Here is a 14973-nt window from a genome sequence, read left to right as displayed (position 1 = left end):
AGCCAATCATTCCGGTAACAATGGCTAGTGAGGTGATCGAAAATGAATGAACAAGATCAAAAGAACAAGCAAGAACCTCCTAAAAACCAACTGGGAGGAAAAAAGCCAGCTTCAACCTACAAGAAGACCCTGTCGCGCAAGTGGATCTCTCCGGCCATGTTTGTCGCAGCGGCAGCAATCATCGTAACCGTCATGTGGCTCTATCAGGGGAATGACCAGAAAACATCGACAACAGTGACTCCTCCAGACAGCGTCCAGACGGGTCAAGGCGGCGACAAGCCAATCGAGGAAACGGTTAAGCCGGTTCCGGGCGAAACGGCTGCATGGCCGGTCGCTAATGTAGCGGATGTGACGATTAAGCGCGGTTATTTTGACAGCGCAGCAAACGCAGCAGAGCAGGAAGCTTCGCTAGTGGAGCAAAACAATACCTTTACGGGCAACACCGGCATCGACTTGGCGCGCGCCGACGATCAGCCTTTCGACGTAATGGCTGTGCTGAGCGGTAAAGTATCCAATGTCGAAGAGCATCCAACTAACGGCACCGTCGTAGAAATTGCTCACGGCAACGGACTTGTATCCGTGTATCAAAGCCTGAGCAGCGCCAACGTTAAAGTTGGAGACGAAGTGAAACAATCGACCGTCATCGGCAAAGCAGGCCGCAACGACCTGCAAAAAGAGCTTGGCGTTCACCTTCACTTTGCTCTCTTGAAAAACAACGAACATGTCAATCCGGTTTCGCAGCTGCCAACCGACGCTCCAAAGCTGCAGGTCGCGATGAACGACCCGCAGCCGGAAAGCTCTACAGCCCCTGCTGCTGACGAGGCGGCAATTACTCCTAATGAGCAGGAAAGCACGGAGCAAGCTGGTCAGCCTGACCAGGCGACCGGCGCCGAAGACACTGGCGCATCCGATGCCGACGCTTCGCCGGCTCCAGATGCGAATGGCGGAGATTCCGGCGACGCCGCTCAGGAAGATGCCGAGTAATAAATAGATTTTGCAGCCCTATGGGACTGCATAAATAACAAAACAAACGCCCCAGCCGCTTTCCGGAAGGAAAGACTGGGGCGTTTTTTTTATTTTAGCAATCCGGTGAAAAGGCTGATTTTGGGGCATTCCCAGTCCTATTTTCAGCCAATTTGGACGGAATTCGGTCTTAGGACTTGGCCACAAAGAATATCTGTAGCACCCCCTCATATAATGTACCAAACTTACAACGAGTCAAGGAGGCGGGAACGTGCACGATTACATCAAAGAGCGGACCATCAAGATTGGCCGGTGCATCGTGGAGACCAAACATACGGTGCGTACAATCGCCAAAGAGTTCGGGGTATCCAAGAGCACGGTGCACAAGGATTTGACCGAAAGGCTGCCGGAGATTAATCCGGACCTGGCCGATCAGGTGAAACATATCCTGGAATACCATAAGTCCATCCGCCATCTGCGAGGCGGAGAAGCCACCAAAATCAAGTATAAAAAAAGTACAAAGCGCCGCGAGGTTCTCGCAGCAGGGAAGCGCTAAAATTTTTCTACAAAATCAGAGGAAAAATGAGGTTTTCAGCGAATAATGGGTAATGATCTTCCACACTATTCGTTAGGGGACTTCGGACGTATGCTAAGCAAGGACATCGGGATCGATCTGGGCACCGCCAATGTGTCCATTCATGTAAAAGGAAAGGGCGTTGTGCTTGACGAGCCCTCCGTCGTCGCCGTGGAAACGGGCACCCGCCGGGTGCTGGCTGTCGGCGACGAAGCTTACCGGATGGTCGGGCGGACGCCTGGCAATATCGTGGCGATTCGCCCGCTGCGCGACGGGGTTATCGCGGACTTTGAGATTACCGAGATGATGCTGAAAGCGTTTATCGACCGCATTGGCGGGCGGAGCTGGTACAGCCGCCCGCGTATTCTTATCTGCGCCCCCACCAATATCACCTCTGTGGAGCAGAAAGCGATCCGCGAGGCTGCGGAGCGCTGCGGCGCCCGCGAGGTTTATATGGAAGAAGAGCCGAAGGCTGCTGCTATCGGTGCCGGAATGGACATTTACCAGCCTAGCGGCAACATGGTAGTCGACATCGGGGGCGGCACAACGGACGTGGCCGTGCTGTCGATGGGCGACATCGTTACCTCTTCCTCAATCAAGGTGGCGGGAAATACGTTTGATTCCGATATCGCCCGGTATATTAAAGCAAAGTACAAGCTCCTGATTGGAGAGCGGACAAGCGAGGAGATCAAGATTCGAATCGGCTCCGTGCATACTGGCGCCCGCAACGATTCCATCGATATTCGCGGCCGCGATATGGTGACCGGCCTGCCGCGCACGGTGGCCATTCACTCGGACGAGGTGCGCGAAGCTCTGTCGGATTCCGTAGCGTCCATCGTTGCAGCCGCCAAGGCGGTGCTGGAGCAGACCCCGCCGGAGCTTTCGGCAGATATCATTGACCGCGGCGTTATTTTGACGGGCGGCGGCGCGCTGCTGGAAGGACTGGACCTGCTGATGGCGGACGAGCTTAAGGTACCGGTGCTTGTGGCCGAAGACCCGATGCACTGCGTCGTCAAAGGAACGGGCTACATGCTGGATCATCTGGATCGCATGTCTCGCAAAAAGACCCGTATTTAAATGGATGCGCTCGCTTGGCCGCTGCTTGACGCAGCGGCTTTTTGGCGCTGATGAAAGGGCAGGCGCTCCACCAAAGCTCGGCCCTCCGATCGCTGTTGACCTCAGATTTCCTTGAATAAACGCTCAACGGTGGAAATCCGATGTCTTATAGCTGCCGCTTCTTCGGGCTCGAGCTTTGGCTCCGCTGCTCTGGTTTCATCAAACTTGAAGAATTACTTCGCCCTTATCTCTGGACGAATTAGGAAAAACGGACTTAAACTAAGTGCGAACCCTAAGCTCACATGAAATCCCCAGGAGATTCGCACCTCAATAGTGGCAAGGGTTCCAGCAGTTTTGACGCGAAATCAAACCCTTAACTAGCCCCATTTTTTAGAGGTTCGCACTTTTCGGCCTGTAAACCCAGGCCCAGCAAGGGTTTCTCAGCTATGCTGTCGCTCTCCGTGCGGGAGCGTGGATTGAAACCATGCTGTTGGACAGCCCGCCGACTAGTTCCGTCAGTCGCTCTCCGTGCGGGAGCGTGGATTGAAACTCCGTCGCCAAACCCCACTCCGTCAGCATCTGGAACGTCGCTCTCCGTGCGGGAGCGTGGATTGAAACCGTCATTGTGACGGATCAAGAAGTCGGCGCGGTAGTCGCTCTCCGTGCGGGAGCGTGGATTGAAACACCGGGGCGAGCGTGTCGGGATTCATTCCAACGCTGGTCGCTCTCCGTGCGGGAGCGTGGATTGAAACGCCAATGGGAATACGCACACTCGCCGGCCAACAAGTCGCTCTCCGTGCGGGAGCGTGGATTGAAACTGAATCCAGTACACGCGAACCTCCCGGCCCTCCTGGTCGCTCTCCGTGCGGGAGCGTGGATTGAAACAATCCGCGTCCTCCGTCAATTGTCGGGTCATAGGTCGCTCTCCGTGCGGGAGCGTGGATTGAAACGTCGATCGGCAATGGTCTGCGCGAATATCCGGACGTCGCTCTCCGTGCGGGAGCGTGGATTGAAACACGCAGCTCATTGCGGCAACTGTCAATAATTGTGAGTCGCTCTCCGTGCGGGAGCGTGGATTGAAACCTGATCAGCCGCCGAATTGTTCATCGCTAGTATTGTCGCTCCCCGTGCGGGAGCGTGGATTGAAACGCCGATCTGCTTACGGCTTAAGCCAGCTTTTATGGTCGCTCCCCGTGCGGGAGCGTGGATTGAAACACCATACCGATGAAAGTTTTACGCTCTTCGTCGTCGTCGCTCCCCGTGCGGGAGCGTGGATTGAAACATCATTCGACCTGTTTCCGGGTTGCGCTACGGAGCACTCCTAGACGGGACCGCACCATGCCTGGTCAAAACACAGCGGAGAAAAATGCCGAGCTTGGAGAAGCGGAAGCTATAAGACGTCGGATTTCTACCTAATTGAAAATATAAATCAAAGAAATCCGAGGTCAACAGCGATCGGAAGGCCGGCTTTTTTCGCAGCGGTACTGTAGCAACCAGCGGCAATTTTCTCCTAGATCCAGCATTACAGCCGAAGTCCCGATCATAGGCATCCAGCCCTATTCAGGATGACTCTCGATTAGCCGATATAAAGGGCAGATAATTGCAAGGAGGATTCCGATGCTCAGAGGATTATACACCGCGGCGGCCGGCATGATCGCCCAGCAGCGCGTCCATGATACCGCAACGACCAATATCGCGAACCTGAACACGACAGGTTACAAAGCGACCAACGCGCTGAACCGTTCTTTTCCGGAGATGCTCTTGTCCATGAGCGGCAAGAACGATATGCCGGTGCAAAAGATCGGACGCATTAGCACGGGCGTGCTGGCCGAGGAGAGCATCGCCCTCCAGATCCAGGGAGACCTTAACAAAACGGACAAACCTACCGATTTTGCGCTCATCTCCGAAATTCAGGCTCCGGGGATAAACTTCGATGAATCCGGCAAGTCGGTAGCAGAGGACGGCACGGTTACATATCGTCCGCAGGCTTATTTTACGGTGCTGAATGAAGAGGGAGAGGTGCGCTACACGCGCGGCGGCGAGTTCAAGCTGACGGATGACGGCGCGCTCGTAACGGCAGACGGCTCTCCGGTGCTGGGAGCAAACAGCCAGCCTATCGTTTTTCCGCAGGGCACAAGTCTTGAAACACTGAAGCTAAACGGGAACTTTGAGTTTACGGATGCAGCAGGCAACGCCACCGGACAATCGCTGCTTATTACCCTGGTGGACAGGGTCAATGATCTGGTACGGGAGGGCGACGGCAAGTTCCGTTTGAACGGAGAGGAAGGCGCTGCTGCGATGGCTCCGGGAGAAGGCGTCGAAGTGCGCCAAGGGTATACGGAACGCTCTAATGTCGACCCGTCGCAGGCCATGCTTGATGTCATGGGCGCGATGAGGGCCTATGAGGCCAACCAGAAGGTGATCCAGTTCTATGATAAAAGCTTGGAGAAAGCGGTCAACGAGATCGGCCGTGTGTAAAAGGAGGGTAACCGATGAACAATTCCATTATCAATGCGACGGTTTCGATGAACGCTCTGCAGCAGCGGCTTGACCTGCTTGCCGAAAATATGGCGAACATCAATACGGCTGGCTACAAGCGCAAGCAGGCTTCTTTTCAGGATCTGCTGACGAATGCCAAACAGCAGCCGGAGGCTTTTCTCCGTGACGGCCGCGTGAGCCCGCTCGGATATAACCAAGGCTGGGGAGCGCGTTTCATTCAGCAAGGACCGGATATGACTCAAGGCGCGCTCAAGCAAACAGGAACTTCGACCGATCTTGCGCTGGATGGAAATGCGCTTTTTGTCGTAGCTGCAGATGATAACGGCGGAATCGGTTATACCCGCAGCGGGGCGTTTCAGTTGACGGTGAACGGCGAGGGTGATACGATACTGGCGACAGAGGCTGGGTATCCGGTCATGGGCCGGGTGCCGGTGGAAACCCCGAATGGCGTCGTTTTGCGCGATGGACCGATTGTCGTTCCGGAAGGCGTTTCCCTGCAAATTAGCAATGAAGGCGTTATTGCAGGCGTGCGTGCCGATGGCTCCCGCATTCAGCTGGGACAGCTGTCTCTCGTCCAGCCTACCCGCCCGGACGCTCTGGTTGCGGTAGCGGATAATTTATTTGCCGTGCCTTCCGATGTGGACACAGCCGATGTGCTGACACAGGTTCAGGCAGGTGCGGATAGCGGCGTCGCCGTTCGTCAAGGCTATATAGAACAATCCAATGTAGATATCGTCGAGGAAATGACCGAACTCCTCAGCGTGCAGCGTGCGTATCAATTGAGCGCCAGAGCCCTGTCATCGGCGGATTCAATGGCCGGTCTGGCCAACAACATGCGCGCGTGAGCCTTCCTTCCTGCAGTGTAACAGGCGGGAACTCCGCCGCGCTGTCATACACCCGGGGATAATGTCAGACCGGCAAATGGGCCGGTTAGCTTGCCCTTGCAGGATAAGGATGATGAACATGACGAATGATTCACAGGCTTCACGGAGCGGGGCAGCCGGCTCCCGCAGCATGGAGGACGTTAGAGAGGATGCCAGGCAACCGGCTGCAGAGGCTTCAGACAAGAGCTCTCGGAAAGCCGCTTCAGGCTCAAAAGCCAAGAAGAAAAGCCGGTTCACCGGATGGTGGTACACCCGTAAGCTGATCGTGCTGGCTTTGTTTGTAGGCGCGCTTTCAGGCGGGCTCTATGTTGGTTTTGTCGTTCTCGGCGGCGGAAGCATGGCGGACGCGTTTAACGTAGCCACGTATAAGCATATTTTCGATCTGGTTTTCTCGGATTCTTAGAATGGCCGGTTCCTTTACGGAGCCGGTTTTTTTGTTGCTGTCGCAACGTTACAACGCGAGTAATTGGCGATGGAATTCCTTGAATATTATTGAAAAAAGGCGCCTTGCTTCCGCTGGATGCGGAACAAGACGCCTTTTTCAGGGCAGAGCTATTTTACAGTGACGCGGGCGGTAACGGATTTGCCTTCAAAAACGGCTTTGATCGTGGCGCTGCCTTTGGCAACGGCCGTGACAGAACCGTTCTGAGATACGGATGCGGCTGCTTCCTTGCTGGACGACCAGAGAGAGGAAGCGGTCACCTCGGCGTATGTGCCGTTATCGTAAAAAGCTTTGAGTTTCAGCTGAACCTGTGCGCCTGGAGCAAGCTTCAGGCTTTTTTCCGACAGGACAAGGCTTTTCAGCTTCGGCTTAACGGAGATCGATACGGTGACGGACTTGCCTTGATAGGTGCCGGTCACTTTGGCCGTGCCGAGCTTCAGCGCTTTGATCGAGCCGATGCGAACACTGGCGATATCGTCGTTATCCACTTTCCACTCCATGCGGGAAGCTAGTGAAACGGTAGCTCCGCTTTTGTAGGTGCCGGTTACTTTAACGCTTTTGCTGCGGCCCGGATTGAGCGTCAAGGAGCTTGTATCAACGGACAGCTTAACGATCTCTTCTTCGATCATAACAGGGAACGTCACTGTTTTGCCCAGATAAGTCGCGGTCAGCGTCGCTTTGGAGGCGGACAGTCCGCGTAGAGTTGAATCCAGAACGAGCAAAGTGCTGCCGGAAGCCTTCCACTCCGCCTTGGCTGTTACATCTTCTTCCACCCCGTTTGTGTAGGTGACGGTGAGGGAAGGAAGCGGCGTTTCCTTACCAATGACGAGCGCAACCGTTTTTGTTTCGGACAGGAGAGCTAGCGGCTTGGAATTCACTTCAAACGGAATTTCGACTGACATGTCGTTCAGAGATGCTTTCAGAACGCCGCTGCCCGCTTTTTTGGCGATCCATTTGCCCTCCTTAATTTCCAATACGTCGGAGGCGCTGGAGGACCAGTCAACAAGCTTGGTTACAGCAAATTCAGCATCGTCAAGGCCGACTGCCTTGATTTCCGGCAAATCCTTCGTCTCATCGACGATAACCGTGAGCTTGTCTTTATCACCCTCATTTACTGCTTTGAGGCTGACTGCGGTTGGGTAGACGGTTACGTTAATCGTGCGGCTAACGCCTTTGTATTCGGCCTTAATCGTGGAAGTTCCCGGCGCTTTTGGCGTGATCAGTCCGCCTTCGGCCGTAGCCGTATACAGCTCCGAGGAAGTCCATTCAGCTTTATCGGTTACATCCTCAAACACGCCTGCGGAGCTTGGAATGGACGCCTCAATCTGTACGGGCTCACTGGACATAAGCAGATGCAGCTCAGCGGATGGCGTAAGCTTCAGCAGCTCGTAGGGCTGCCGAACGACAACCTTTGCGGTGGCCGAAACTCCGTACTGGGACACGGTAATCGTCGCCGTACCCGGCCCTACAGGTTTAATAATGCCATCTTCCACGGTGGCGACGGCAGCTGCGGAGCTTGTCCATTCCGCCTCGTCGGTTATATCAATTTTCTCTCCGCCTTTAACCGGCTCGGCCTGGGCGGTGAGTTCGGCTTTATCGCCGCCGGTTTGAAGTTCAATGAGCTTGCTGGACAGTACAATCGTTTTGTAAGGCGATTCGGCGGTTAAGGTGAAAGTGGCCGATACGCCGCGATAGGACGCTTTGATCGTCGTTTTGCCGGCGGACAAAATTTCAACCTCGCCGTCCGACACCGTGGCTACGGAGCTGCTGGAGCTGGTCCAGTCGGCTTCGGAAGTAACGTCGGTTGTGTTGCCTTCTTTGAATCCAAAAGCGGAAAATTGCAATTTGTCGCCTACAGCTCCTTTAATCGAGGACGGCACGTTCTGGCCTTCTTCGTTCTGCAGCTGCAGCTTGCTGTAAGGATAGGTTACCGTCACGACAACGCTGGCGGTATAACCTCCGAACTTTGCGGTAATGGTAGCTTTGCCGGCGGCAACAGGAGTCATGATGCCGCTGCTCACCTTTAACACGGAAGAAAGGGAAGTTGTCCATGTAGCGGATGACGTGACGTCTTTTTTGGCAGATGAGCCTGCGTAGGTGGCCCACAGAACAAGAGAGTGAGGGTCCTCGCCGTAGACTAGCGACAGGCTGGAACCGGAGTCGAGCGATACGGAAGTTACGACATCTTCGGCATGCGCTGCCGGAGTCAGCAGGGAGAGGACAAGCACGGCCGATAGCAGCAGTGACAGCAAAAAGCGGCTGCGCGTTGGAAGCGAATGGGACAACAGAGACACTCCTTTTGCTCGGGATAGTTGCCGCCGGAACGGCGTCCAGGGGGGCTGTTTGGCTAACGCCCGGATAGGATCATAGTCTTTAACGGCATATCGATTCGGAAATTGTAGGGAAAGCTTGGAAAATAGGAAGCTCGGCGGTTTTTTTTTTGCAGGCTGGGAGTTATAATAACGAAGATATACATAGGCCTTGCGACAGGGGATTTGCGTCTGCAAGGCGCCGAACCGGTCTGCCAGGCGAAGCCCGAGCGGCTTTTCGGCTTGCCGGAAGTTAGCAGCTGCAGCGACAAAAGGGACAGGCCCGCGCGGAACTTCAGTCCGCAACAAGCCTGCCCCCTTATCTCAACCCCCGCGACCTGCAGGTTCGCGCGGGACACACATAGTGTTGCCCGGCCTGCCGCATTCCATGCGGCCGAAGCGGAGTATGAAGGATGAACTATTTTTCGGGAGGAGCAGCGCACATGATGGATATTAACGAAATTATGGAGATCATTCCGCATCGGCAGCCTTTTTTGCTGATCGACCGCATTCTTGAGGTAGAAGAGGGCGTCCGCGCCGTCGGCATCAAAAACGTGACGATGAATGAACCGTTTTTTGCAGGGCATTTTCCGGGCTTTCCGGTTATGCCGGGCGTGCTGATCGTCGAGGCGCTGGCCCAGGTCGGCGCAGTCGCGATTCTTAAGGTCGATGGCAACCGCGGCAAAATCGCTATGTTCGCTGGAATCGACGAGTTCCGCTTCCGGGGTCAGGTGACGCCGGGCGATACGCTGCGCCTTGAGGTGGAAATTACCCGCCTGAAAGGGATCATCGGCAAAGGCAAAGCGACGGCAAGCGTAGACGGCAAGGTTGTGGCCGAGGGCGGCATCATGTTCGCTCTGACCGACCCGAAATAATTCGTTTTGCGCCGGTAAACTTCATTGTGAAAGCAACTGATTTCCGGCGAATCCAGCGAAACCTTTTGACAGGGAAGCTCGTCTTAGCGGGTAATGCGCTTCACCCGCTGGACGCCATACAGAGACAAGGGAGAGATCAACTGATGTCCGTAACCGAAATCGCGTCCGCACGATACCAAGCATGGCTTAACGATCCGCTTATCGATGAAGCAACCAAGGCAGAGCTGCAAAGCATTGCCGGCGACGAGAAAGAAATTACCGACCGTTTCTACCGCGATCTGGAGTTTGGCACGGGAGGTCTGCGCGGCGTGATGGGCGCCGGCACCAACCGTCTCAACGCTTACACGGTCGGCAAGGCAACGCAAGGGCTGGCCAATTGGCTGCTGGAGCAAAGCTCCGCTCCGTCCGTCGTTATCGCGCATGATTCCCGCAACAATTCACCGGAATTTACGCTGGAAGCGGCGCTTGTGCTTGCGGGCAACGGCATCAAAACCTATCTGTTCCCGTCGCTTCGTCCTACTCCTCAGCTGAGCTTTGCTGTACGCTCCCTTGGCGCTAGCGGCGGAATCGTCATTACGGCAAGCCACAATCCGCCGGAATACAACGGTTATAAGGCTTACGGACCGGAAGGCTGCCAGCTGGTGCCGCATGAGGCAGAGCAGGCGATTGCCGCCATTCAGAAGGTCGGCAGCTTTAGCGAGATCAAGCGGTTGAGCCGCGAAGCTGCGGAAGCGGCTGGACTGCTCGTTTGGCTTGGTGAGAAGGAAGACCGCGATTTTGTGGAAACGGTCGCAGCGCAAAGCCTGAACCGTGAGCTGCTGAAGAGCGGTGCGGGCAAGGATCTGAACGTTATTTTCACCCCTCTGCATGGCACCGGCAATCATCCTGTCCGCAACGTGCTGCAGGAGATCGGCATTACGAACGTATCCGTCGTCAAGGAGCAGGAAGAGCCTGACGGTTACTTCAGCACCGTAAAAAGCCCGAACCCCGAGGAGCGTGAGGCATTCACGCTGGCAATCCGCCAAGCTCAGGAGAACGGCGCCGATCTTATTATCGGTACAGACCCTGACGCCGACCGCGTAGGCGCCGTTGTGAAAAACAACGAGGGCGAATATGTCGTGCTGAGCGGCAACCAGTCCGGCGCGCTGATGGTCAATTACGTGCTGAGCCAGCTCAAGGAGCGCGGACAGCTGCCTGCTAACGGCGTAGTCATCAAAACGATCGTGACGAGCGAAATGGGAGCGGACATCGCCCGCGCGCATGGCGCGGAAGTCATCGACACGCTGACTGGCTTCAAATATATCGGCGAAAAAATGACCGAGTTCGAAAAGAATGGTTCGCATACATTCTTGTTCGGATATGAGGAAAGCTATGGTTACCTGACCGGCACCTACGCCCGGGACAAAGACGCCGTTGTTGCTGCGATGCTTATTGCTGAGGCAGCTGCCTTTTACAAGCAGCAGGGCAAAACGCTGTACGATGTCCTGCTTGAGCTGTACGCCCAGTACGGAACTTATCTGGAAGGACTGGAGTCCCGTACGCTTAAGGGGCTGGACGGCGTCCAAAAGATCGGCGCGATCATGGACAGCTTCCGTTCCAATCCGCCTCAGGAAGCGGCCGGCGTGAAGGTGCAAGAAGTGTTGGACTACAGCCTTGGCCTTGACGGGCTGCCAAAAGAAAACGTGCTGAAGTATTTGCTTGAAGACGGATCCTGGTTCACGCTTCGTCCATCCGGCACCGAGCCGAAGATTAAGGTTTATTTCGCGGTGCGCGGCGACTCTCAGCCTGCTGCCGGACAAGCTTTAGAAGCTTTGCGCGGATCCGTTATGACTCGCGTGGACAGCATGGCGTAATTATTTTGCGAAAATTTAATTCAAGGATTTCCGGTAGTATTCCGATTCATTCCATATAGAAATGCCGCAGGGCGGGAGCGCAGCGCGCCCCGCCCTGCACGGCATTAGTTCGAAAGCAGAAGAGGGAGCGAGTGAACAAAGTGTTGAAATGGCAGCAGTGGAACCGTGCCGCCCGCAAGTTTTTGTGGGTGCTCGCACTGGTCGGCGTAATCGCATCGATCCCGATCGCAGCGAATCGTTGGCAAATGGAGTCGACCTCCAAGCAAGTGGAATACGTGTTTGATTATTCCGATCTTGTGAATATCGCCGCATATCAGGCTAAGCCGACGGAGTTCCTCTCAGGCGAGCTGGAAAAGATGAAAGCTGCGGGCGTTACGACGATGTCGGTGTTCGAGAGCCGTCTGGACAGCCTTGAAACAGCAGGACGTCTTACCCTCTACAACGAGTCGGAGGCTGCGCTGCTGCAACGGCAGCCGATTCCTTCCGGACAGAACTTTACTTATGTGCTGTTCAAGGGGACGCGCGAGAAAGAAGTTTACGAGCCGATGATTCGGGAGCGTTTCGAAGAAATGGAAGAAATTCCGGTGCGGTCATGGTCGTATGAAAACGAGCAGGGCCTCATCATTGAAACGCCGCTGGCCAATGCTTTATTAAAAGCGATGAATCCTGACCCGTTATCGGTGGAACAGATCACCCGGGCCGGATTCCAGCTGCTGCCGCGAATGTCTGACCAGATTCCGTATGATCAACGAAAAGTGGATGAGCTGCTTGCCAAGTATAAAGAACTTGGCGTAACGCGGATTTTATTTGACGGAGACTCGGTAAAAGGTGTTGCAAGCCAAGAGGATATCAGCAGTCTGGATGGGTTTGCGGAGCTGCTTACTAAATACGGCATCGGAGTTGCGGCCGTTGAAAATTTGAAAAAACCCCAAAAAGGCCTGAATACGCTTGCTTATAAAACACAATATAATGTAGTAAGACTTCACTCCCTTTCCGACGGCGACGCTGCCGGTCTGAAAAAAAATGTGATTACGGACCGTTTCCTGCTTGCGGCTAAAGACCGCAACATTCGGATGTTTTATCTGAACGGAGCCCCTTCCGCCAATTCGGAAAAAGGAAAGATTACGAACCCGTTGGACAACCTCTACATTTCGCTTGGTGATAAAGACGGCGCGGTGAAAACACTGGAGGATGCCGGATTTAAGCCAGGAAAAGCCGAGGCATTTCAATGGAGCCAGCCGGACTGGTTCTTGGCGCTTAGGGCCGTGGCCATGGTTGGCGCTATTAGTCTGATTGCGCTGCTGGCGGGATCTTTTGTGAACAGTTTAACCATTCTGGTGTTCTTGCTCGGCTTGGTAGGAAGCGCCGGACTGTATGTCATGAATAGCTCGACCATGGAGCAGGCGCTTGCGCTTGGCGCAGCAGTATCTGCACCTGCACTAGCGTTAATCTGGATTATTAACCGGGTGTATGCTCATACGGATGGCCCGCGCCGGGCTGTTGGCGGAGAATGGGCGCGCAGCGGCAATACGGCCGGAGATGCTGCGGAATCCGCGTTGCAGCTGTCGCCTTGGGGCGCCTTGCTGGGCGGCTTTGCCCAACCGGGCACACGCTGGGTATTCCAGGGCCTATCCGCCAGCCGCCGGTTTTCAATGACACTTGCGATGTTTGCGGTCGCATCGCTCATTTCCCTGCTTGCTGTTCCGATTGTAATCGGGCTGCTGAACGATATTACGTACAGTCTTGTGCTTGAACAATTCCGGGGCGTTAACGTGCTTGCTGCCGCTCCGATCGGGCTTGCTGCCGTTTATCTGTTCCTGTTCGCTGGCGGATCGGTTTGGACGAGCCTGCGCCGTATTCTTGGGCTGCAAATTACGATTCTTTGGGTGGCTGCTGTTGCCATTCTTGGCGTGGTTGGCATGTATTACCTGTCGCGCACAGGCAATAGCGGCGTTGCCCCCGGATTTGAATTGGCGTTCCGCAGCTTCCTGGAAACGACCTTTGGCGTTCGTCCGCGGACGAAGGAATTTTTGTTTGCGCATCCGCTGCTGCTGCTGGGAATTTTTCTCTCGCTTCGATATCGCGCGGCGTGGGTATTGCTTGTAGTAGGAACGATGGGCCAGCTGTCGATGGTAGGCACATTTACCCATCTTCACACTCCGCTTTGGGTGTCGCTCACCCGCGTGCTGCTCGGCCTCGGCCTCGGAGTGCTGATCGGTCTGATTCTGATCGCCGCTTGGCAAGTCGCCGAGACGCTCGTGCGGAAATGGCTTCATAAACGGAAGGCGGCTGTGCATGGCTGAAGCAAAAGGTTTAACTAACGGGGTCAAAAGCTTTCGAATAGTCATCTCCGGCTACTACGGTTTCCGGAACAGCGGCGACGAGGCAGTGCTGAAGTCCATTCTGCTTGCCCTGGAAGAAGAGGGCAAAGCTCAAGGCGTTCGTATTGAACCGGTTGTGCTTTCCGGCGATCCCGCATGGACGGAATCCATGTACGGCGTCAAAGCGGCCGGACGCATGCATCCGCTGCAGCTGCTGCGGACGATTGCCGGCAGCGACGGGCTGATCAGCGGCGGCGGAAGCCTGCTGCAGGACGTGACCGGCAGCAAAACGATTCCTTATTATGCTGGCGTCCTCAAGCTGGCGCAGCTGCTGGGCAAGCCGACGTTCATTTATGCGCAAGGCGTCGGGCCGGTGCTGAACCGGCGCATGGACGGCTTGATCCGGCACGTCATGATGCGAAGCGCATACGTGTCGGTGCGGGACGCCGAGTCCGCCCAGCTTCTCGGGCGGATGGGCGTTCCGCTTGACCGGATCGGCGTTGTGCCCGATCCGGTCATGGGGCTCCCGCTGCCCCCGGCTATGCCCGGGGCAGCGGGAGCCGAAGCGGCAGCGGCGCTTAGCGCTGCCGGAGGCGCGGCCGCCGGCGGAGCGGCGCCGGTAGTCGGCGTGTCCTTGCGCCGCTGGCGCAAGGACGGGGCCGACCTGGCCCGCGCCGCCGAGGCGCTGGCGGAGCTCGCGCGGCGGAGGCCCGTGCGCCTGCGCTTCCTGCCGTTCCATACGCCCGCGGATGCGGAAGCATCCCGCGAAGTAATGGAACGGCTTGGGAAGCTGGGCGACGGCAGCAGCGCCGAGCTCGCCGCCCCCGGCGACGACCCCCAGGCGATGCTCCTGGAGGTCAGCCGCTGCGATGTGCTTGTGGGCATGCGCCTGCACGCGCTCATTTACGCCGCCGGGCAGAGGGTGCCGATGCTTGGGATCAGCTACGATCCCAAGATCGACCAATTTTTGGCCCGGCTTCAAGAGACGGCTGCAGCGACGACCGAGGTCATGGACGCCTCGGCGTTCGCCGCAGCCGCAGAGCAATTGCTGGACGGCGCCGAAGCCTGGCGCACGTCCAAAGCTGCTTTAATTGACCGGCTGCAAAGCGAGGCGCGCGTGCCAGCGCAACAAATCATCCAACATCTGCGTCAAAGAGCGAGGTGAGAATTCGACATCATGGCAACCAACTATGATAC

General features: G+C 55.9%; 11 protein-coding genes and 1 CRISPR repeat array. Of the genes, 10 read left to right on the top strand and 1 reads right to left on the bottom strand.

Annotated elements, in window-relative coordinates; genetic code table 11:
* Positions 1 to 42: 42 nt before the first annotated feature.
* The 6 genes from M3223_RS09410 (at position 43) to M3223_RS09385 (ending at position 6379) form a co-directional block, all read left to right on the top strand.
* On the top strand, positions 43 to 984 hold the full coding sequence (locus M3223_RS09410) for a peptidoglycan DD-metalloendopeptidase family protein (protein ID WP_251561049.1): 942 nt from the start codon (positions 43 to 45) through the stop codon (positions 982 to 984).
* Positions 985 to 1234: 250 nt separating this feature from the next.
* Positions 1235 to 1519 carry a sporulation transcriptional regulator SpoIIID gene (gene spoIIID / locus M3223_RS09405; protein WP_021880270.1) on the top strand — a complete coding sequence of 95 codons (285 nt, stop codon included), beginning with the start codon at positions 1235 to 1237 and terminating at the stop codon, positions 1517 to 1519.
* Between the two features lie 90 nt (positions 1520 to 1609).
* Positions 1610 to 2614: a rod shape-determining protein MreB gene (gene mreB / locus M3223_RS09400; RefSeq protein WP_251561048.1), complete on the top strand. Its 1005-nt coding sequence runs from the start codon at positions 1610 to 1612 to the stop codon at positions 2612 to 2614.
* 430 nt (positions 2615 to 3044) lie between these two features.
* Positions 3045 to 3875: direct repeats of the CRISPR family, unit length 32 nt; unit sequence GTCGCTCTCCGTGCGGGAGCGTGGATTGAAAC.
* 335 nt (positions 3876 to 4210) lie between these two features.
* Positions 4211 to 5071 carry a flagellar hook-basal body protein gene (locus tag M3223_RS09395; RefSeq protein WP_251561047.1) on the top strand — a complete coding sequence of 287 codons (861 nt, stop codon included), beginning with the start codon at positions 4211 to 4213 and terminating at the stop codon, positions 5069 to 5071.
* A 14-nt stretch (positions 5072 to 5085) separates the two neighbouring features.
* Positions 5086 to 5937: a flagellar hook-basal body protein gene (locus M3223_RS09390; protein WP_251561046.1), complete on the top strand. Its 852-nt coding sequence runs from the start codon at positions 5086 to 5088 to the stop codon at positions 5935 to 5937.
* 118 nt (positions 5938 to 6055) lie between these two features.
* Entirely contained in the window at positions 6056 to 6379 is a 324-nt protein-coding gene (locus M3223_RS09385; protein ID WP_251561045.1) for a DNA-directed RNA polymerase subunit beta, read from the top strand.
* Positions 6380 to 6528: 149 nt separating this feature from the next.
* Here M3223_RS09385 and M3223_RS09380 read toward each other — a convergent pair whose 3' ends face one another.
* The gene (locus tag M3223_RS09380) at positions 6529 to 8703 is read right to left on the bottom strand and encodes an Ig-like domain-containing protein (RefSeq protein WP_251561044.1); all 2175 of its coding nucleotides are present in this window, start codon (positions 8701 to 8703) and stop codon (positions 6529 to 6531) included.
* Positions 8704 to 9170: 467 nt separating this feature from the next.
* On the opposite strand from M3223_RS09380, the gene fabZ reads away from it, so the two are divergent.
* The 4 genes from fabZ to csaB all read left to right on the top strand — a co-directional run bounded on the left by fabZ (position 9171) and on the right by csaB (position 14941).
* Positions 9171 to 9602, top strand: coding sequence for a 3-hydroxyacyl-ACP dehydratase FabZ (gene fabZ / locus M3223_RS09375; protein WP_251561043.1), 432 nt, complete (start codon positions 9171 to 9173; stop codon positions 9600 to 9602).
* A 140-nt stretch (positions 9603 to 9742) separates the two neighbouring features.
* The gene (locus M3223_RS09370; RefSeq protein ID WP_435368008.1) at positions 9743 to 11455 is read left to right on the top strand and encodes a phospho-sugar mutase; all 1713 of its coding nucleotides are present in this window, start codon (positions 9743 to 9745) and stop codon (positions 11453 to 11455) included.
* Between the two features lie 131 nt (positions 11456 to 11586).
* Positions 11587 to 13758, top strand: coding sequence for a DUF5693 family protein (locus M3223_RS09365; protein ID WP_353057684.1), 2172 nt, complete (start codon positions 11587 to 11589; stop codon positions 13756 to 13758).
* On the top strand, positions 13751 to 14941 hold the full coding sequence (gene csaB, locus M3223_RS09360) for a polysaccharide pyruvyl transferase CsaB (protein ID WP_251561041.1): 1191 nt from the start codon (positions 13751 to 13753) through the stop codon (positions 14939 to 14941). Before M3223_RS09365 ends, csaB begins: the two co-directional genes overlap by 8 nt.
* The last annotated feature ends 32 nt before the right edge of the window (positions 14942 to 14973 follow it).

The sequence above is a fragment of the Paenibacillus pasadenensis genome, assembly GCF_023715725.1.
In the GTDB taxonomy this organism is placed as follows: domain Bacteria; phylum Bacillota; class Bacilli; order Paenibacillales; family Paenibacillaceae; genus Paenibacillus_O; species Paenibacillus_O pasadenensis_A.
The sequence above is the reverse complement of the archived record's forward strand: the minus strand, read 5'-3'. Positions and strand labels throughout refer to the sequence as shown.

Bases quoted from the DNA above. Each gene is read 5' to 3' on its own strand.
- mreB (WP_251561048.1), top strand. From the start codon at position 1,610: ATGCTAAGCAAGGACATCGGGATCGATCTGGGCACCGCCAATGTGTCC.
- csaB (WP_251561041.1), top strand. From the start codon at position 13,751: ATGGCTGAAGCAAAAGGTTTAACTAACGGGGTCAAAAGCTTTCGAATA.
- M3223_RS09395 (WP_251561047.1), top strand. From the start codon at position 4,211: ATGCTCAGAGGATTATACACCGCGGCGGCCGGCATGATCGCCCAGCAG.
- M3223_RS09385 (WP_251561045.1), top strand. From the start codon at position 6,056: ATGACGAATGATTCACAGGCTTCACGGAGCGGGGCAGCCGGCTCCCGC.
- M3223_RS09410 (WP_251561049.1), top strand. From the start codon at position 43: ATGAATGAACAAGATCAAAAGAACAAGCAAGAACCTCCTAAAAACCAA.
- fabZ (WP_251561043.1), top strand. From the start codon at position 9,171: ATGATGGATATTAACGAAATTATGGAGATCATTCCGCATCGGCAGCCT.
- M3223_RS09390 (WP_251561046.1), top strand. From the start codon at position 5,086: ATGAACAATTCCATTATCAATGCGACGGTTTCGATGAACGCTCTGCAG.